General features: G+C 35.0%; 17 protein-coding genes and 2 rRNA genes. 7 read left to right on the forward strand and 12 right to left on the reverse strand.

Going from position 1 to position 19,077, the window contains the following annotated elements; all coding sequences use genetic code 11:
- The 5 genes from rrf (C8N37_RS04450) to C8N37_RS04470 form a co-directional block, all read left to right on the forward strand.
- Positions 1–87 (forward strand): 5S ribosomal RNA (rrf, locus tag C8N37_RS04450); the annotation flags it as partial.
- 82 nt (positions 88–169) lie between these two features.
- Positions 170–281 (forward strand): 5S ribosomal RNA (rrf, locus tag C8N37_RS04455).
- Positions 282–489: 208 nt separating this feature from the next.
- On the forward strand, positions 490–1,551 hold the full coding sequence (locus tag C8N37_RS04460; protein WP_108157795.1) for an efflux RND transporter periplasmic adaptor subunit: 1,062 nt from the start codon (positions 490–492) through the stop codon (positions 1,549–1,551).
- Positions 1,552–1,560: 9 nt separating this feature from the next.
- Entirely contained in the window at positions 1,561–4,638 is a 3,078-nt protein-coding gene (locus C8N37_RS04465; RefSeq protein WP_108157796.1) for an efflux RND transporter permease subunit, read from the forward strand.
- 1 nt (position 4,639) lies between these two features.
- Complete coding sequence (locus tag C8N37_RS04470; RefSeq protein ID WP_211322200.1) at positions 4,640–5,944, forward strand: TolC family protein; 1,305 nt, start codon at positions 4,640–4,642, stop codon at positions 5,942–5,944.
- A gap of 37 nt (positions 5,945–5,981) precedes the next feature.
- Here the strand turns inward: C8N37_RS04470 and C8N37_RS04475 are convergent, their stop codons facing one another.
- The 4 genes from C8N37_RS04475 to C8N37_RS04490 form a co-directional block, all read right to left on the reverse strand.
- Positions 5,982–6,371, reverse strand: a complete 390-nt coding sequence (locus tag C8N37_RS04475; RefSeq protein ID WP_108157797.1) for an SRPBCC domain-containing protein — start codon at positions 6,369–6,371, stop codon at positions 5,982–5,984.
- A gap of 216 nt (positions 6,372–6,587) precedes the next feature.
- Positions 6,588–7,799, reverse strand: a complete 1,212-nt coding sequence (gene coaBC, locus C8N37_RS04480; RefSeq protein ID WP_108158395.1) for a bifunctional phosphopantothenoylcysteine decarboxylase/phosphopantothenate--cysteine ligase CoaBC — start codon at positions 7,797–7,799, stop codon at positions 6,588–6,590.
- 20 nt (positions 7,800–7,819) lie between these two features.
- Positions 7,820–8,149: a DNA-directed RNA polymerase subunit omega gene (locus C8N37_RS04485; RefSeq protein ID WP_045754029.1), complete on the reverse strand. Its 330-nt coding sequence runs from the start codon at positions 8,147–8,149 to the stop codon at positions 7,820–7,822.
- On the reverse strand, positions 8,133–9,074 hold the full coding sequence (locus C8N37_RS04490; RefSeq protein ID WP_108157798.1) for an outer membrane protein assembly factor BamD: 942 nt from the start codon (positions 9,072–9,074) through the stop codon (positions 8,133–8,135). Before C8N37_RS04490 ends, C8N37_RS04485 begins: the two co-directional genes overlap by 17 nt.
- 227 nt (positions 9,075–9,301) lie before the next feature.
- Between C8N37_RS04490 and C8N37_RS04495 the strand changes: the two genes are divergently transcribed.
- Positions 9,302–9,583, forward strand: coding sequence for a NifU family protein (locus tag C8N37_RS04495; RefSeq protein ID WP_108157799.1), 282 nt, complete (start codon positions 9,302–9,304; stop codon positions 9,581–9,583).
- A gap of 62 nt (positions 9,584–9,645) precedes the next feature.
- Positions 9,646–10,293, forward strand: coding sequence for a hypothetical protein (locus C8N37_RS04500; protein ID WP_108157800.1), 648 nt, complete (start codon positions 9,646–9,648; stop codon positions 10,291–10,293).
- On the opposite strand, the gene C8N37_RS04505 is transcribed toward C8N37_RS04500, so the two are convergent.
- The 8 genes from C8N37_RS04505 to C8N37_RS04545 all read right to left on the reverse strand — a co-directional run bounded on the left by C8N37_RS04505 (position 10,290) and on the right by C8N37_RS04545 (position 19,011).
- On the reverse strand, positions 10,290–11,519 hold the full coding sequence (locus C8N37_RS04505) for an ABC transporter permease (RefSeq protein ID WP_108157801.1): 1,230 nt from the start codon (positions 11,517–11,519) through the stop codon (positions 10,290–10,292). The genes C8N37_RS04500 and C8N37_RS04505 overlap by 4 nt on opposite strands.
- A 5-nt stretch (positions 11,520–11,524) precedes the next feature.
- Positions 11,525–12,166, reverse strand: a complete 642-nt coding sequence (locus tag C8N37_RS04510; RefSeq protein ID WP_108157802.1) for an MBL fold metallo-hydrolase — start codon at positions 12,164–12,166, stop codon at positions 11,525–11,527.
- Positions 12,167–12,237: 71 nt separating this feature from the next.
- On the reverse strand, positions 12,238–12,984 hold the full coding sequence (locus tag C8N37_RS04515) for a shikimate dehydrogenase family protein (protein WP_108157803.1): 747 nt from the start codon (positions 12,982–12,984) through the stop codon (positions 12,238–12,240).
- Complete coding sequence (locus C8N37_RS04520; protein ID WP_108158396.1) at positions 12,985–14,391, reverse strand: tetratricopeptide repeat protein; 1,407 nt, start codon at positions 14,389–14,391, stop codon at positions 12,985–12,987.
- 179 nt (positions 14,392–14,570) lie between these two features.
- On the reverse strand, positions 14,571–15,947 hold the full coding sequence (locus C8N37_RS04525) for an OmpA family protein (protein ID WP_108157804.1): 1,377 nt from the start codon (positions 15,945–15,947) through the stop codon (positions 14,571–14,573).
- Positions 15,948–16,196: 249 nt separating this feature from the next.
- Complete coding sequence (locus C8N37_RS04535) at positions 16,197–17,207, reverse strand: inorganic phosphate transporter (protein WP_108157806.1); 1,011 nt, start codon at positions 17,205–17,207, stop codon at positions 16,197–16,199.
- Between the two features lie 32 nt (positions 17,208–17,239).
- Positions 17,240–17,887, reverse strand: coding sequence for a DUF47 domain-containing protein (locus C8N37_RS04540; protein ID WP_021190730.1), 648 nt, complete (start codon positions 17,885–17,887; stop codon positions 17,240–17,242).
- Positions 17,888–17,976: 89 nt separating this feature from the next.
- The gene (locus C8N37_RS04545; protein ID WP_108157807.1) at positions 17,977–19,011 is read right to left on the reverse strand and encodes a sensor histidine kinase; all 1,035 of its coding nucleotides are present in this window, start codon (positions 19,009–19,011) and stop codon (positions 17,977–17,979) included.
- Positions 19,012–19,077 lie beyond the last annotated feature (66 nt).

Consider the following 19,077-nt stretch of genomic DNA (forward strand, 5'->3'; position numbering starts at 1 on the left):
ACCTCTTCCCATTCCGAACAGAGCAGTCAAGCCCGCCAGAGCCGATGGTATTGCCGTAACAGGTGGGAGAGTAGGTCGGTGCCTTTTTTTATACAAATAGCCTTTATTAAAAGGCTATTTGCTTTTAAAATCTGATTTGTTTATATCAACGTTGTTGATTCAAAATATTTTAGGTGTCTATATCGGCGGTGTCTACCTCTTCCCATTCCGAACAGAGCAGTCAAGCCCGCCAGAGCCGATGGTATTGCCGTAACAGGTGGGAGAGTAGGTCGATGCCTTTTTTTATACAGACCACTAGAATTTATTCTAGTGGTTTTTTGCTTTATAATACTTTTCAAAATTGTAATCTCAACCATATCTTTTATGATAATGATATTTATTCTGCTATTATCATAACAATATTACGAAAATCTACTTTTTTAGTCGTTTAATTTTTATAAACTTGAATATTGAAATGCATTTACGCATTTTGACATGCTATACTCGATTATGAAAATTAAATATATTGTCATTGCGCTATTAGTACTTGTATTTGGATACTTGATTTGGCAAAGGATTGCGGCAAATAAGGAGAAGAATGCTGCTCCTGCTCCTGCTGGAAAAGGAAAGAATGCCGCTATGGCTGTTTATGGAACAGTTATCTTTGCTGAATCGTTTGCTGATAATCTTAATCTTACAGGAACAATAGAACCGGATGAACAGGTTGAGATTCGCTCGGAAGTTTCGGGTTTAATCGATCAATTGAATTTTTCTGAGGGTAGTCGTGTCAATAAGGGTGCTGTGTTGGTCAAGATTGTAGCGGCTGATTTATTGGCACAATTGGACCAAGCTAAAACGAGAACGCAGTTGACATCTGAAAATGAAAGAAGAGCAAAATTGTTATTGCAGAAAGAAGCGATCAGCCAAGAGGAGTATGATATTGCTAGTGCTGACTATCGAACAGCAAAATCTCAAATATCTTTTATTGAAGCTCAATTGTCTAAGACCTATATTCGTGCTCCTTTTTCTGGTACTATCGGTCTTCGATCGGTATCTAAAGGGGCGTATATCACACCAACATCTCCGATTGCAAAATTAGTTAAATCTGATCGTATTAAACTTTCTTTTGCTATTCCAGAGAAGTATGTGAATAGAGTTTCGGTAGGTCAGCGAATTTCTTTTAAAATTCCGGAATCTAAGGAAACTTTTGAGGCGAAGATTTTTGCAATAGATCCAGCGGTTGATTTAACGACTAGAACTTTATTGATTAAGGCTATGGCTGATAATACACATAATAAATTTGTACCTGGTGTATTTGTAAACGTGATATTACCTTTAGAAAGTATTGACGATGCCTTAATGGTTCCATCTGAAGCCTTGATCCCAATACAGAATGGCAAAAAAGTTTTTATAGTAAAGGAAGGAAATGCGAGAGAAGTTATTGTCGAAACAGGAGGAAGAACAAAAGATAAGGTAAATGTATTGTCCGGTTTGACAAATGGTGATACTGTTTTAACAACAGGGGTCATGTCACTGAAGAATGATGTTAAAGTGAAGGTTACATTACGTTAATCGTGTTTTATGAGTTTGTCTACAACAAGTATTAAGCGCCCTGTATTAACAATTGTATTGAATTTGATGTTAATCTTATTTGGTATAATTGGTTATACTTATCTGGGTGTTCGTGAATTTCCTTCTATTGACCCGGCTCAGATATCTGTGAGAACAAGTTATGCAGGAGCAAATGCTGATATTATCGAATCACAGATAACAGAACCATTAGAAAAAGCAATTAATTCTATTGATGGTATTCGAAATATTTCATCTTCGAGTAATCAAGGAACTAGTAATATAACGGTCGAGTTTAATCTAGGTAAAAATTTAGAGGAAGCGGCTAATGATGTGCGCGACAAAGTTTCTCAGGCGGTTAGAAGCTTACCGCAAGATATCGATGCTCCTCCTGTCGTATCAAAGGCTGATGCCGATTCGGAACCCATCATTACGATGACGGTTCAAAGTTCTGAAAAGAATATTTTGGAATTATCGGATTATGCTGAGAATACCATTTCACAGAGGCTTCAAACAATTCCAGGTGTAAGTTCTGTACAGATATGGGGGCAAAAGAAATACGCTATGCGATTATGGTTGGATCCCGTAAAATTAAATTCGTATGGCGTCACCGTATTGGATGTGAGATCTGCTCTAAACCTTCAAAATGTTGAGCTGCCTTCAGGAAAATTGACAGGCTCTAATACGGAATTGACAGTAAAGACTATTGGAAATTTAGCTTCAGAGGATGAATTCAATGATATCATCATAAAATCTACAGGAAATAGTATCATTCGTCTAAGCGATGTCGGAAAGGCTGCTCTGGAAGCTGAAAATTTTGAAACGAAAATGTCGGATTCGGGACTACCCATGTTGAGTATGGCGGTCATTCCACAGCCAGGTACCAATTACTTAGAAATTGCGAAGAATTTCTATAAAGAATTTGATCAATTGAAAAAGGATCTCCCTGAGGATATTGTAATGAAAATAGCACTTGATAATACATTATTTGTCAAGCGTGCTGTTCTGGAAGTGGCTGAAACACTATTGATTTCTGTTGTCTTAGTTGTATTAATTATCTTTTTATTCTTTCGAAATTGGTCTATTGCATTTAGACCACTAATTGATATTCCGGTATCCTTAATTGCGACATTTTTTGTGATGTACCTTTGTGGATTTTCCATCAACGTATTAACATTATTGGCGATTGTACTGGCAACAGGTCTAGTGGTAGATGATGGAATCGTAGTAACAGAGAATATATTTAAAAAGGTAGAAGAGGGAATGTCTCCTATTCAAGCAGCAATAAAAGGATCCAATGAAATTTTCTTTGCTGTTATATCCATTTCAATTACACTTGCAGCTGTGTTTTTACCAGTAGTATTTTTAGAAGGATTTGTAGGACGGCTCTTTCGAGAGTTTGGGATAGTTATTGGTGCTGCAGTACTTATTTCGGCTTTTGTGTCTTTAACATTGACACCGATGTTAAATGCTTATCTGATGAAAGGTGGTGAACAGAAAAAGACTAAGTTTTACGAAAAGACGGAACCTTATTTTGTAGCATTAACGGAGGGGTATGCCAATTCTTTAGTCAAGTTCTTGAAAAAGCAATGGTTAAGTTATCCCATCATATTGGCTTGTTTTGCTCTTATCTATCTGTTTTTTAATTTATTACCTAAGGAGACAGCACCTTATGATGACCGTAGTTACTTAACTATGCGTGTTACTGCTCCAGAAGGTGTATCTTATGATTACATGGACCGTTTTATGACTGAATTAACAATTTTGGTTAATGATTCTGTTCCTGAGAAAGATGTTAGTTTAGTCATTACTTCTCCTGGATTTGGTTCGGCTTCCTCTAACAGTGGTATTATACGTCTTGGTTTAGTGCAGCAAGAAGATCGGAACAGAACTCAAGCTGAAATCGCTCGTGATTTATCCCGACTGACACGCTCTTCTTCGGAAGCTAAAGTGTCGATCATGGAACAACCAACGATTTCAGTAAATAGAAGAGGGGGACTACCTGTACAATATATTATACAGGCGCCAAATTTTCAAAAGTTGGAAGAAAAGATTCCTGAATTTATGGACGCGGTGAATGATGATCCCACTTTTTCAATCACGGATGTCAATTTAAAATTTAATAAACCCGAAGTGTATGTGAATATAGATCGCGAAAAGGCATTGAGTTTAGGTGTTTCTATTTTGGACGTTGCACAGACGCTGCAAATGTCTCTTTCAGGACAACGATTTGGTTATTTTATGATGAATGGGCGACAATATCAAGTGATAGGTCAGTTTGATAAAAAAGATACAAGTACACCGTTAGATCTTGCTTCCATATTTGTTAAGAATAAAGAAGGTCAATTAATTCAGTTGGATAATATTGTAAAGATTGAGGAGCAGAGCAGTCCGCCGCAGTTGTACCATAATAATCGTTATATGTCTGCTACTGTCTCTGCCGGTTTAGCACCAGGAAAGAGTTTAGGTGAGGGAATAGAAGCGATGGATCGTATTAAATCGAAAGTGCTAGATGAAACTTTTACAACAGATTTAGGTGGTGAATCAAGAGATTTTAGGGAGAGTGGCTCTAATACTATGTTTGCTTTTGGTTTAGCCCTTTTATTGATATATTTAATTCTGGCTGCACAATTTGAAAGTTTTATAGATCCTTTTGTTATTATTATTACTGTACCACTTGCTGTTGCTGGCGCACTATTTTCGCTGTGGTTATTTGGACAATCTTGGAATATCTTTAGTCAGATTGGAACAATTATGTTAATTGGATTGGTAACAAAAAATGGTATTTTAATTGTGGAATTTGCAAATCAGTTACGTGAGGAAGGTAAATCTAAATATGAGGCTATTATTGAGGCTTCTGCTGGACGATTGCGTCCGATCTTGATGACTTCATTAGCAATTGCACTTGGGGCCTTACCGATCGCGTTATCTCTTGGTGCGGCTTCTACAAGTCGTATAGGAATGGGAGTTGTGATCGTAGGAGGAACATTGTTTTCGCTTGTATTGACTTTATTTGTTATTCCTGCGATCTATTTAATGTGGTCTAGAATAAAGAAGCATAATCCTGAACTGTCGAATATTGAAGATTAATATGAATAAGATTTATTATTTATTAGCCCTGTTGTTGATCCCAATGAGCACTGCTTTTTCGCAAGATGTACTGACTGCTCAAGAGGCAGTAACTATCGCTATGGAAAATAATTTCGATATATTGCTTACAAAAAAGGATGTAATCATAGCGAAAGAAAATGCGACATATGGAAATGCTGGTATCTTACCCAACCTTACTGCGAATTTTACTCAAAGTAATAGTAACCAAAATTCAAAACAAACACAAATTACGGGTGAAGTTAGAGAATTGGAAAATGCCAAGAACAACAGTATGAATTATGGGGTCAGTCTAGGCTGGACTATTTTTGATGGATTTGGGATGTTTGCGCGATATGAGAAATTAAATCAACTGAAATCAAGGGGTGATCTGGAGTTAAAATCTATTATTTTAACAACGGTCGGTGATGTGTTGAATATGTATTATACAATCGTTTTAGAAGAGAATCTATTGCATACCATAGATTCTTCTATAGCTATTTCTAACGATCGTTTAAAAACAGCTGAAAATCGTTTTCAAATTGGAAAAGCATCTAAATTGGAGGTTTTAAACGTTCAGGTGAACTTGAATGAAGATCAATCTCTGCGATTTAGAAAAATGGAAACAATTGCTAATTTGAAAACAGAATTAAACCGTTTGCTGGCAAGGGACTTAACGATTGATTTTGACGTTGAAGATCAATTTCAATTTAATGAAAATTTGGAAATCAATGCTTTATTAGAAGAGGCTACTAACCAAAATATCGAACTTCAATTGATTAAATTGGATAAACGTTTGGCAGAATTGGAGCAAAAGGATGTACGATCAAAACGATTACCTGTTGTTCGGCTCAATTCTGGATATAATTTTTCTTCATCAGAATCGAGTTTAGGTTTTGTTGCTCAATCTAACGCTAGAGGCTTAACTTATGGTGTAACGGCATCCTTGAATATTTTTGATGGGTTTAATCAGCGAAGGAGTGAACGCGTCGCTAAACAAATGGTGGAAAAAGCTTCTTTACAAATTGAAAGATCGAAAGAACTCATTAATGCCACTATTTTGAAAGCATATCAAAGTTATATGACTAATATCAGTTTGACTAAATTGGAAGAGCGAAATGAGAGAATTGCGAAGCAAAATCTGAATATAACTTTAGATAAATATAAAATAGGTACGATAAGTGCCGTTGAATTTAGAGATGCTCAGGAAAACTATGTCAATGCAGTGAGCAGGCTAAAGGAAGCTAATTACCAAGCTAAGTTGTCTGAAGTAGGTCTTAAAGAACTTGTTGGTAACTTAGACTTCTAAGCTTTTATAAATGAACTAAGAGCCTTAAAAAGGCTGCTTAGCGTCCATCTTCCGTATAGAAGTCTAATAGAGAACTCATATAAGGGTCATCCCAGCCATCAACGATATCGGCATAATCTTCTTCTGGTATGTTGGTATGGTTAATTTCAATCGAAGTACCCTTTTTGTGGTCATGTAGTTTAATCGTCACTATAGATTCAGATTCCTGCTCGCCAAAATACCATTGTTGAACAATTTTCTTATTCGGATCTAATTCGAGAAATTTTCCTGTAATGGCACCATCCCACATGGAGAATTCACCACCAACAACTGGATTGATTTCTACTAAGTCACCTGTCCAAAGGCGTATGGTAATGTCGGTCGTCAAGGCCAGGTAGATCTCTTCTGGCTCTGCAGGTATAATGTAATATTTTTTAAAATCTTTCATATCAACAAAAATACATTTATTATGATGGAGAGTATCAATCTATTTTAATCTTTTCTTTAGTTACTGAGAATGAAAAAATATACAGCGATTTAATACGCTAAGACAATTCTTTGGGTGATCATGTTAAGATTGATAGCAAATAAATCGCATTTGGCTGATTATCAATTTAAGGTAATAGGAGTGATCTACTAGCTGTAATCTCTATGGAGGATAGGATTAATTTAAACTTAAAATGGGATGATCTACGATGAGTTGACAAATATCTTTTGCTACTTCTTCTTTTGATTTTAATGTATATTCTTGAATATGCTCAAAGCGATCGATCACCGTTACTTTATTGGTATCTGTGGCAAAACCTGCTCCTTTATCTTGCATTGAATTGAGAACGATTAGATCTAGGTTTTTACGAATTAATTTGCTTTTTGCGTTTTCAATTTCATGCTCAGTTTCGAGTGCGAAACCAATTAGAAGCTGCTTTTCCGTCTTTTTGTTGCCCACAGTTGCTAAAATATCAGTCGTTTTTTTAAGGGATATAGCAAATTGATCTTCTTTCTTTTTAATCTTTTGAGTTGCGACTTCAATGGGGGTGTAGTCTGCTACTGCAGCACTCATAACAATGATGTCGGACTGAATGAAATATTGTTCAACAGCTTCCAACATTTCTTGAGCTGAGGTGATCGATATGCGATGCACATTTTTTGGTGATTCAAGAGCGGTTGGACCACTTATTAAGGTGACTTGTGCTCCCAATTCTGAAAGTTGCTTTGCTAATGCATATCCCATTTTACCACTGGAATGATTGCCGATAAATCTAACAGGATCAATGGCCTCATGTGTTGGTCCAGCAGTTACTAAAGCCTGTCTTCCAATCAGTGGTAAATCAATGGAAAAGCTTTTTTCAATAAAATGAAGCATTTCTTCGGGCTCTGCAAGCCGTCCTTCTCCAATTAATCCACTCGCTAATTCTCCATTACCGGGGTGAATTATTGTGTTGCCGTAAGATTGGAGTAGTCGGATGTTATTTTGAGTAGAGGGGTGTTTCCACATGTCTAGGTCCATTGCCGGAGCAATAAAAACGGGACATTTGGCTGATAAATAGACAGCAGTTAATAAGCTGTCACAGATACCATTTGCTAATTTTCCAATAGTATTAGCTGTGGCTGGCGCTACAAGTATAAGGTCAGCTTGCAATCCAATATGGACGTGATTATTCCATTCCCCAGTTTTAGGGTCGAAATAATCGATTAAAACGGGGTTATTTGAAAGTGTTGACAACGTCAGCGGGGTGATAAATTCTGCTGCTTCTTTTGTCATAATGATCTGAACAGACGCTTTTTCTTTGACTAATAATCTAGTCAGATGTGCAATTTTGTATGCGGCAATACTGCCGCATACAGCAATTACAATATTTTTATTAGCTAAGCTCATATCCATTCAGATAAGGCAAGTTATTCTTGCTCTTTTGCAGGATTTCTGAAATAAATCTTATCGTGTAAGAATTCGTCAATTGCAATTAGAGTAGCTTTTGGCATACGCTCATAGTGTTTTGAGATTTCAATTTGTTCACGGTTTTCGAATACCTCTTCTAAGTTATCATTGTTAGTAGCAAATTCTGCAAGTTTGCCATTCAATTCTTCTTTGATGTCAACTGAAATTTGATTAGCACGTTTGCTGATCACTACGATTGACTCATAAATATTGTCAGTAACGATGTCTAATTGTCTTAAATCACGTGTTACAGTTGAAGTTGCTACAGTGCTGTTATTTTTTTGACTCATTGTTTTGGGTATTATCTTTATTATCTTTATTTTCTTTTTTCTCTCTCGCGGCTTTTCTTTCTTTTTCTTGCTCTGCGATCGCTTTATTTACTGTTGCCATATAGGCAGTAGCAGCTTTCATTTTCTTTTCAGCATTATCGCGAATGGACTCGGCCTCTTTCAAATATTTACTATTTGGAAATGCCATTGCCAATGAACGATAATAATCAATAACTTCAGCATATCGATCCGCCTGTTTAAAGGGGGTACTTTGATTTGCAAAATTATATTGAGACTTTAAGGTAAGATACTCAATTTCTTCCGCATACTTAGTATCAGGATATTCTTTTAACACATTTTGCAAAGCGATTACTGCTGCTCTATAGTCGTCGTTTAATCCCATGTCATACAGGAGCTTAGCGTTTGCAAAAGCTTTAAGTTCCAATTTGTCGCGAAGCTTTTGAATTAAATCACCAGCTTCTTTTGCTCGTTCTGACTCTGGATACAGGTTAACAAACAGTTGTAATGCATCAATTGCTTTCCTTGTATTCTCTTGATCTAAACTAGATCTAGGAGAATCGAGGTAATAACAATAAGCAGACATAAAACGACATTCTTCAGCTCTAGGACTATTCGGATAAACATCTGCAAAATCTTTAAAATGATAACGAGCTGATGTGTAGTCTTTTAGTCTGTAATTTGCGAAGGCTGTGAAATAATATAAATTTTCTGCTTCTGCCTGCCCTCTAAATTTACTCCTCAAATCTTCAAACAATATTAAAGCTTTGCTATATTTCTTATTTTCGTATAATTTGACCGCCTCTTCGTATTTTTGAGCGATATTATTGCTTGCTCGCAATTTCTCAAATTTACTTTTACAGCTACTGAATGATACCAATAACAAAATTCCGGCACATAAAGCCGCTATACGCCTATTTAAAAACATTTTACAAAGATAAGTGAATTTGTAATACTAATCAATTAAATTTTTATGTTGCAATATAGTGCATTAATGAATGCTAAACAACGAAATACTTTCATATTAACTTTTTTTAACCTCTAGCTAAAGCACAATTATTATTGTCATTTTCATGTTTAAAAACATGATGAATCCATTTATCATGATCTCATTTTGGTAAATTTTGATTATATTTACATTCAAATTGTTAAAGTATGACATTAAAAGAAAGAGTTGAGCAAGCATTGGACACGATTAGACCTTATTTGGAAACTGATGGTGGTGATGTTAGTGTGCAAGAAATCACGGCAGATAATGTTGTTCGTCTAAAATTATTGGGCGCATGTGCTTCATGCTCGATGAGTATTATGACTTTTAAAGCTGGCCTAGAGCAAGCGATTAAGAAAGCTGTTCCTGAAATTACAGCGGTAGAGGCTATCAATATTACCGACATGGATGATCCTAATGCGACCTTACCCACGCCTAAAGCCTTATAATTGACGGCTTTAATTAACACAATTTAACAACAGTATTCCTGTTTAAATCTTAGATTTGTGCTATGAAATTCAACTATCACTTTATTCTTGTTACATTTTTTATTTTTCTGGGGTATTCTTCTTATTCCCAAGAACGTAAAATATTGCAGTTTAGTGGTATTGTGCAAACCGTGAGTTCGGGCCTTCCTGTAGGGTATACGACAATTACGAATGAAAGCTTTCGGAATGAAACCTATATGGCAAATAATGAAGGCTTTTTCTCATTTGTAGCGCATGTAGGTGATACGATCCGCTTTACTTCGGTTGGTTATGAAACATACAAGTATGTTATTCCTAATGTCGAAGGGGATCGATTATCTAGTGCTATCATCATGACCAATCTCATTATTGAGTTACCAATGGTTACGCCGTATCCTTGGGCGAGTATAGAAGAATTCAATATTGCATTTATGAATTTAGAGGTTAATTCAGATAACGTCATTCGTGCAAAACGAAATATGTCTAAAGAATCAATTGATGCCATGGCGGCTGTAATGCCGAGAACTGCTGATGAAATGCACAGCTATAATGTGAATGAAAATCACCGTGGAATGAAAAATAAAGTCATCAATCAACGATACGCAAATCCATTATTAAATCCTTTCGCATGGGGGAGCCTAATCCAACAGATCTCCAAAGGGAAAAAAGGAAGTAAAAGTTCTAATTTCTAATCCGTAGCTTCTAATTTATTTAATTCTGATACGCTTATTTTTGATGAAAAATAAGCGATTAGACCTGCAATACTCGTAATGGTAAAAAATACGATAATAAAATCACTTAAACGTAGTGCAATCGGGTAACTATCGATTAACATATTAGCACCTTCTTCTACTTTTATTATGCCATAATTGATTTGTAAAAAGCAAAAAATATAGCCAATTACTAATCCACTTACGCATCCAATTAAAGAAATCATTAATCCTTCATAAAAAAATATTTTCTGAATCATCGAATTGTCTGCACCAATATTCTTTAAAATATTCATATCTTCTTTTTTGTCGAGTACGAGCATAGTTAAAGATCCTACAATATTGAATAGTGCGATGATGCTAATTAATGTAAGTATAAAATATACCGCCCAACGTTCCACACGTACATTTTTATAAAGAGTTGGATTTTGCTCTTCTCTATTTTTTACAACAAAATTATCTCCGAGTTGTGTTTGAAGATTATTTTTAAATGTTTCCAAGTTTTTTTTGTCTTTCACATAAAATTCAATCGCAGAGATACGATTAAATTCCCCCAATACTTCTTGGGCAAAAGAGATGGGCGTAACGACTAAATTGTCAAAATCTTGCTGATTTTTAAATATTCCAGTTGGTTGAATGGATCTAATATTAAATTCGTCGGCAGGATTTGCACTGTTTTTTACTCCTTTTCGTGGTGAGTATATATCAATTCGACTTAGCCCTGTATGTATTGAAACACCTAAGTTAGCTTGTACTCCTGCTCCTATTACAGCATAGGGAATGCTATCTTGCATCAAGTTATAATCTCCATTACTGATTAGGCTATCCTTTGCCTGATGGTCAATCGAATTGCCTTGGATCCCCTTTATCGTGCCGATATATTGTCTATTTTCATACTGGAGCAAAACTTTTTCTTGCAGTACTTCTGTATAATTGATTACATTTGAATCTTTTTTTAATGCCTGAATCCCAGGATGATTGGGATCGAATAATTTACCTTGTCTTGGTTCTATTTTAATTTCTGGTGCAAATTGACTAGACATGGATAAAATCAAGTTTTCCATGCCATTGAATGACGATAGTAGAATAATTAAAGCTGCGCTGCTTACTAAAACACCTACTATACTAATACCTGATATAATATTTATTGCATTGACAGATTTTTTTGAAAATAAATAGCGCTTTGCAAATAGATAAGGTAAATTCATTATTATTATGCTCTAATATATGGATTGCTCACTTTCTCCGATCCTACTGTTGTGGTTGGTCCATGTCCTGGGTAAACCGTGACTTCATTAGGCAGTGCGTAAATTTTTTCTTTTATATTTTTAAGAAGTAGTTCATGATTACCTCCTGGAAGGTCTGTTCTCCCTATACTGTTTTTAAATAATACATCTCCTCCAATTAGAAATTGTTGTTTTTCATGATAGAAACATAAGTGTGCTGGTGAATGACCGGGAGCAAATATCAATTTTAACTCATCATTTCCGATTTTTATAATTCCTTCTTCGCCAAGAAAAGTATCTCCGATAGGGGAAATTTCGTACCTAAAACCCATTTGTGGCGCATAGTTTTGTACTTCAACTAAAACCGACAGTTCTCCCTCATGAAATTGAGGATAGAGGCCATATTGATCAAAAATAAATCTATTACCCAATACGTGGTCAATATGACAGTGGGTATTTAATAAGATTTGAGGAATTAAATCATGCTGCTCAATGAAGTCTGTTAATAATTTTTCATCCGCAGGACCATACATTCCGGGGTCTATGATGGCACAATTTCGATGCTCATCATAGAGTACATAAGTATTTTCTTGGTATGGATTAAACGTAAAAGTCTTAATTTGTAACATAGTTTTTAAAGTATTTTGATCAAAATAGCATCCTTAGCGGGCAGATTGGAGATATAATAAGTGCTTAAAAATTATGACATTTCATTCCAAATTTCCCAATTTTTTTCAGCTTGTAGTTCTAACATCTGCAATCCATTTTTGATTTTGGCACCGTTATTTTTTCCCTTTTTAAGGAATGCTGTTTCCGCTGGATTATAAACTAAATCATATAGTAAATGCTTATCACCAATATGATTATATGGAATATCTGGAGCATCTTCAATATTTGGAAAAGTTCCTACTGGCGAGCAATTGATAATAATGTGGTATTCATTTAATAATTGAGCATTAAGTTCGCTATAGGTTAGATTTGTGTCTGTTTTCGTCCTGCTCACAAATCGGTAGGAGATATGCAAAGCATTTAACGCATATTCAACAGCTTTGGCGGCACCCCCATTCCCTAAAATTAATGCTTTTTTATGATGCTCTTCTAATAAGGGCTTTAAAGACTCCATAAAGCCAAAAACATCGGTATTAAATCCCTTTAAGAAAGGTCCAGAAGCTTTATGTTTGATTTGTATACAATTTACTGCTTGAATAGCTTCTGCTTCTGGTGATAGTTCTTGAATATATGGAAGCACATTGATTTTATGTGGAATGGTAACATTCACCCCATAAAAGTCCTGATCTTTAAATATTTTTTCAAATTCCTGGATATCTGCTATGCTATATAAATCATAGTTGACACCTGTAATATGTTCTTTATCAAATTTCTCTAAATAGTATTTTTTAGAGAAGGAGTGTCCTAATGGAAAGCCGATGAGTCCTAACTTCTTCATTTACTTCGGAGAATATTTTTTAATGATTTCTGAAATGATATGATTTCCTTGCAATTGAGGCAGATAATCAAAGAGGATATAATGTTTCTCAGGATCTGTGGCAAGACCTAATTCCAAGAAGACGATTGCATCATTGTATTTCCCGTTTGCGAATAAATAAGCTACCATTCTAAAATATAACTCTGCAGCCTCTGGATTGTTAGTGATGGCTTCAGATACAATCTCAATGGCTTCATCCACTTTATCCTGTTCGAAGAAAATAGAAGAATAATCCAACCAGGCATCTACATCTAAAGGGTTCAATTCAACGACTTTGGCATACGCTTCTTCAGCTAGATCGATTTGTTTTAATTTATATCTTGCGTCAGCAATGGCAAACCAGTAATCCGGATTTGAATCATCTAACTCTAGTGCTTTTTTATAAAAGTGTAACGATTCAAAATGACGTTCTTCAAAATCAAGAGTCACACCAATCCCAAACCAGGCATCCGCTAAGTCGCCATCCATTTTAACTGCTTTTTTATAAAAAATACGAGCCTCTTCCATTTGCTCTAATTTTTCTAAGCATTCTCCAATAGCACAATAAGTATCTGCACTTGGTTTTTCATATTCGAATGTTTGTTTATAGACCTCCAATGCTTCTTGATAGCGATCAAGATTGACCAATGCATTTCCTTTGTTAAAATATGCTGATGAAAAATTTTCTTTGATTAAAATGGCGTAGTCATACGCATCTATCGCTTCAGGATATTTGGACAATTTGTGGTAAGCATTGCCTAAATTGTACCATGCATAATAAGAATAGGGTTCTGAATCAATATATTTTTTATAAAATTCGACACTTTCTTCTTGTCGATCTAGAATATCATAACAATAGGCAAGTTCGTACAAAGCTTCTTGATTATCCATATTCAGCTCTAACGTTTTTTTAAGATAATAAATCGCTTTCTCAAAATCGGCTTCACCTTGATAAACCACGCTAATGTGAAAGTAGATCTCATCTTTATTATCGGATAAGCTTAAAGCTTGAAATAACTGTTCCTTAGCTTCTTTAAATTGTCCTTTAGCGCCATAGACACCACCTCGAATGAAGAATATATCTCCTTCAGAAGGTTCTAATAGCTCCGCTTTAGAAAGTGCGTTTAATGCTCTTTCAAATTGTTGAGTGGCAGAATATAATTGTGCTTGTTTTAATAAAAATGTAACATCAAAGGGATGCTGATTAATGGCATAATCTGCAACCTGTAATGCTTTAATAGGATCATTTTTTTCAATGTAATAATCAATAATTCCTTCAAATGCTTTAGAGTCAAAGAAGTATTGATCTTCATTTCTTATCATTTCTTCATAACGATCAACCGAGGTTTTTCTTTCCTCAGGAGATTCAAAATCAAATTCCTCTTCCATCATCCTTGTATAATATATCAGTAACTCAACTTAGTTGAAAGTAGTGATTTTTAATAACTATGTCTAATTAATTTACAAATAAAATTAATTATTACTTAGCAAAGATACGGATTAAAGTGGGCAAAATAAAAAAGCCGATTCTTGCGAATCGGCTTTCTAAAATTATATATTAGATATAATTATTTTTTGATCTCAACACGACGGTTTTGAACACGACCTTCTTCAGTTGCATTAGATGCTACTGGGTTAGCCTCACCGTAACCGTTAGCTGTAATTTTAGAAGAAGCAACACCAGCGTTAACTAAGTATTGTTTTACTGCGTTAGCACGGTCTTTAGATAAAGAAACATTATATGCTTCAGAACCTTCAGCAGATGCATAACCATCTAAAGTAACAGATGAGTTGTTATCACGTACTTCTTTAGCAACTTTGTCTAAAGTAGCGTATGATTGAGTTTTCAATACTGAGCTATCAAATTCGAATTGAATTGGAGCAACATAACCGTTTGAAGAAGTTACGTTGTTAACAACTGGCTCAGGGAATTTGATTTGACGACCAGATCCATCAACTACTGCACCTGCAGGAGAGTTAGGCTCTTTATCGAATTTATCAGAAACACCGTCACCATCAGAGTCAGTATTTAATGCATTAACAGTACCTTCTAAAGTAGATACGCGTTGTTTTAAAGCTTCAACTTCGTTACGTAATGAAGGATCTTTCAATTCATCATACATAGTAGCAACTGGGTTAGCAAAAGTCAAGTTTTGTTTGTCTCTTGAACCTAAAGTGAATTCTAAACCACCGTATACGTTAGAGAATTTACCTTTAACATCAGAACGACCTGGACCGAATAACATGTTGTCATCAGTAAAGTTCATTGTGTAACCTAAGTTTAATGCAACAACTTCAGATAATTTGAATTTCGCACCAACTCCTACTGGAACGTAAGCCGCTAATTTAAAGTCTCTGTCGCCAGTTTTTTCACGGTCTCCGAAGATTTCTTCACCCCAATTACCTTTGTTAGAGAATGAAGCACCTGTGAAATCATTGTTTGCATATTGAACAGGGTTACTTGCGATAACACCTAAACCAACTTTAGCATAGAAATTAACAGAGTTTTCTCTTCTCAAGAAATCGATAGTACCTAATTGGAATACACCATTTAAGCTAGCTGCCCAATTTACTTCTGTTTCTGCAGATTTTGCACCAGCAGCTATCCATTTTCTACTTTCAACAGCATCGTTCTTATTGAAAGTTTTGATTTTACCACGGTTACCTTCTAATTCTAAACCGAATAAGTGAGAGAATTGTTTACGAACTGTTAATCCGTAGTACTCACCAACTTTATTTTGGAAGTAACCAACTTTTTGACCGAAGTTATTAGATCCACCGACCAAAGCGTTAGGTGTTGTGATACCACCTTGAACACCGATTGACCAAGTTCTGTATTGTGATCTTCCACCAAATACAGTTTGAGCTTGTGCTACATCAGCAAAGCCTAAAGCGGCAACTAAGGAAGCAGCAACAGCTGTTTTTTTAATTGTAGAATAGTTCATACTCTTGTTTTTAAGGTTATTATTAAATTTTAATTGTTCTAATTTGTATGTGATCTTTTAAAATGGAATCACGGTTTGGAATAATCAAACACCGTGCCGAAATTAAAAAAGCATCAATTGTTTTAATTCTAACTATAAGAAAAACGTGTTTTTCTTGGTTTTATTGCAAAGCAGTAAAACAAAAATCCGGACGAATGTACCAAATTTTTGTTTTACTTTATATTTTTTTTTGGAAAATAGTGTAAATTATTACAATATGTAGTGTATAATAAACAATGTGATTGCTCCAAGTAATGCAGATACAGGAATAGTTAATACCCAAGCCCATAATAGACTAATCGTAACTCCCCATCTTACTGCTGAAACACGCTTAACAATACCTACACCTATAATAGAACCTGTAATGGTATGTGTCGTAGAAGCCGGAATACCAAAATGCTCTGTTAGACCTAAAGTTAGTGCACCAGCTGTTTCTGCAGCAACACCTTCCAAAGGAGTAACTTTAGTAATTTTGGTACCCATTGTTTTTACAATTTTCCATCCTCCACTCATTGTGCCTAATGAGATCGCCAGATAACAAGTTAATGGAATCCATTCTGGCATATGTTCAGTATTGGGTAAATACCCTCCTGCTACCATCGCTACTAGAATAATACCCATCACTTTTTGCGCATCATTACCTCCATGGGCAAAACTTAATGCTGCAGAAGAAACTAATTGTAATACTTTAAACCACTTCTCTGCGACTGCAGGTCGGGAGTTTTTAGCAATATTAATAATAATGAGGGTGATAATAATGGATATGATCATCCCAATAATGGGGGCGAGTACAATAAATGCAATTATTTTTAGTGTTGCATCAATATTGATCGCATGGATTGGGTCTCCGCCTATTATGAAAGCATAAGCCATTCCTGATCCGGCAAATCCACCGATAAGTGTGTGTGAAGAACTTGATGGTACACCATAGTACCATGTGAATAGGTTCCAGCCAATTGCAGCCAATAAACCTGCAAAAATAACTTCTAATGTAATATATTCTTCTAATACAGTTTTTGCAACTGTATTGGCCACTTTATGGTCTGTAAAGTAAAAGTAAGCAGCGAAATTGAATATCGCAGCCCACAGAACGGCCATAAAAGGAGTTAATACTTTTGTTGAAACGACAGTAGCAATTGAATTGGCGGCATCATGAAAACCATTAATGTAGTCAAAAGCGATCGCTAGTATAATTACAACAATTAATAATGTTGACATCATAATATGAATGTGTTAATGTGTTAAAATCGCAATTATGCGTTTTTAACCAATATGCTTTCTAATACGTTTGCTACGTCTTCACATTTGTCTGTAGCGTCTTCCATTGCTGATAATACTTCTTTATGTTTGATCAAAGTAATGGCATCTTTTTCGAATTCGAATAAATCAGCTACAGCTTTGTCAAAAATATAATCGGCTTTGTTTTCCACACTATTGATGCGAACACATGAATCTGTAATATTACGAATGTTTTTAAGATCTTTTAATTCGAAAATTGCTTTTGCTACATGATCTGTTGCCTCAACGATTAAATCAGCCATTTCAATCATAGGTTCTGTCGCCTTTTGTACTTTATAAAGATCCATTTTGTTGGAGGCACCATTTATAAAATCTGCCACATCGTCCAATGAACTTGCTAATGCGTGAATATCTTCACGATCAAATGGAGTAATGAAATTTTTACCAAGCTCGAGGTGAATTTGGTGTGTAATATTGTCTCCTTTATGTTCTAGATCTTCGATTTTACGAACGATTTCTTTACGTTTTTCCGCGTCACTAGCGTTAACGGCTTCTTTTAATAATTTAGACATTTCTATCAAATTACTACCTGCTTGTTCAAATAAAGGGAAAAACTTTTTATCCTTAGGAACGAAATACTGAAAAATGCTATTTAAAGACATATCATTATTAATTATTTTTTGCGAAATTACTAAGTTAATGTTAAGTTAATGTTAAGTTTTGTGGGATGTTAAGTGATGCTTGCTTAATATTATGTTTGAGAAACTTTTTCCAGTGTAAATCCAAATGTGGTACCAATACCCTCTGTGCTTCTTACATTTACATTTTGTTGGTGTGCTTCGATAATGTGTTTTACGATAGATAATCCAAGTCCAGAACCTCCAATGCCCCTTGATCTACTTTTGTCGATCCTATAAAAACGTTCAAATACACGACTTAAATTTTTCTCTTCAATACCATATCCATCATCCGTTATTTCCACTAATACCTGTTCGAATAATGGAAAAATGCGTATTTGACTTTTTCCACCGTTCTTACCATACTTGATCGAGTTTTCAATTAAATTGACAAGAACTTGACTGATTTTATGTTTATCAGCCTTTACCCAATAGGGTGTGCCTGATTTTGTTTTTAATTGAATTTCAATATTATGCGCTTTTGCTTTATCATCTAGGGATTCTTTGGTTTCTTTAATTAATTCTACAATATCGAATTTTTCAATATTTAAAACCATTTTGCCAGACTCTAGTTTTGATATTTCATCTAAATCTTGGATGAGATAATTTAAGCGATCGACATTTTTAGAGGCTTTATTGAGAAATGTTTTAGCCATCTCCAGATCTTCTTCAATGAGGCCATCCTGTAGGGTTTCTATATAACCCTGTATAGAAAAAAGTGGGGTCTTGAATTCATGCGAAACATTGGATAGAAATTCTCTTCGAAATTTTTCCTGTGATTTTAATTGTTCTATTTCTATTTTTTTTGCTTTTGCCCAAGCTTTTACTTCGTTTTCAGCATCTGCTATAGGATCCGCGGTAACATGCTCACCTAAGGCATCTTTCAGATCTTTTCCTAATTTTAGGTTATGTATCAGCTTATACATCGTATTTATTCTCTTATAGATATAGCGCTCAAATACGAAGTTGAACATCAGAAAACTGATCAGCGTAGAGATCGTAAAAATAATCAGGAACGATTTCCAATCTGAATGGTAGTAAAAACTAACGGCAGAAATAGCCAAACCTACGGCTAATGAACAATTTAAAACGAGTTGTCTAAAATTCATGTATGTAATAAAAAAGGCTTTAGTAAAAATACCAAAGCCTAAGTTAGTTATTCCGTTGTTAATAAA

It is taken from the genome of Sphingobacterium faecium, assembly GCF_003054045.1.
In the GTDB taxonomy this organism is placed as follows: domain Bacteria; phylum Bacteroidota; class Bacteroidia; order Sphingobacteriales; family Sphingobacteriaceae; genus Sphingobacterium; species Sphingobacterium faecium.

Bases quoted from the DNA above. Each gene is read 5' to 3' on its own strand.
- C8N37_RS04460 (WP_108157795.1), top strand. From the start codon at position 490: ATGAAAATTAAATATATTGTCATTGCGCTATTAGTACTTGTATTTGGA.
- C8N37_RS04465 (WP_108157796.1), top strand. From the start codon at position 1,561: ATGAGTTTGTCTACAACAAGTATTAAGCGCCCTGTATTAACAATTGTA.
- C8N37_RS04470 (WP_211322200.1), top strand. From the start codon at position 4,640: ATGAATAAGATTTATTATTTATTAGCCCTGTTGTTGATCCCAATGAGC.
- C8N37_RS04475 (WP_108157797.1), bottom strand. From the start codon at position 6,371: ATGAAAGATTTTAAAAAATATTACATTATACCTGCAGAGCCAGAAGAG.
- coaBC (WP_108158395.1), bottom strand. From the start codon at position 7,799: ATGAGCTTAGCTAATAAAAATATTGTAATTGCTGTATGCGGCAGTATT.
- C8N37_RS04485 (WP_045754029.1), bottom strand. From the start codon at position 8,149: ATGAGTCAAAAAAATAACAGCACTGTAGCAACTTCAACTGTAACACGT.
- C8N37_RS04490 (WP_108157798.1), bottom strand. From the start codon at position 9,074: ATGTTTTTAAATAGGCGTATAGCGGCTTTATGTGCCGGAATTTTGTTA.
- C8N37_RS04495 (WP_108157799.1), top strand. From the start codon at position 9,302: ATGACATTAAAAGAAAGAGTTGAGCAAGCATTGGACACGATTAGACCT.
- C8N37_RS04500 (WP_108157800.1), top strand. From the start codon at position 9,646: ATGAAATTCAACTATCACTTTATTCTTGTTACATTTTTTATTTTTCTG.
- C8N37_RS04505 (WP_108157801.1), bottom strand. From the start codon at position 11,519: ATGAATTTACCTTATCTATTTGCAAAGCGCTATTTATTTTCAAAAAAA.
- C8N37_RS04510 (WP_108157802.1), bottom strand. From the start codon at position 12,166: ATGTTACAAATTAAGACTTTTACGTTTAATCCATACCAAGAAAATACT.
- C8N37_RS04515 (WP_108157803.1), bottom strand. From the start codon at position 12,984: ATGAAGAAGTTAGGACTCATCGGCTTTCCATTAGGACACTCCTTCTCT.
- C8N37_RS04520 (WP_108158396.1), bottom strand. From the start codon at position 14,391: ATGGAAGAGGAATTTGATTTTGAATCTCCTGAGGAAAGAAAAACCTCG.
- C8N37_RS04525 (WP_108157804.1), bottom strand. From the start codon at position 15,947: ATGAACTATTCTACAATTAAAAAAACAGCTGTTGCTGCTTCCTTAGTT.
- C8N37_RS04535 (WP_108157806.1), bottom strand. From the start codon at position 17,207: ATGATGTCAACATTATTAATTGTTGTAATTATACTAGCGATCGCTTTT.
- C8N37_RS04540 (WP_021190730.1), bottom strand. From the start codon at position 17,887: ATGTCTTTAAATAGCATTTTTCAGTATTTCGTTCCTAAGGATAAAAAG.
- C8N37_RS04545 (WP_108157807.1), bottom strand. From the start codon at position 19,011: ATGAATTTTAGACAACTCGTTTTAAATTGTTCATTAGCCGTAGGTTTG.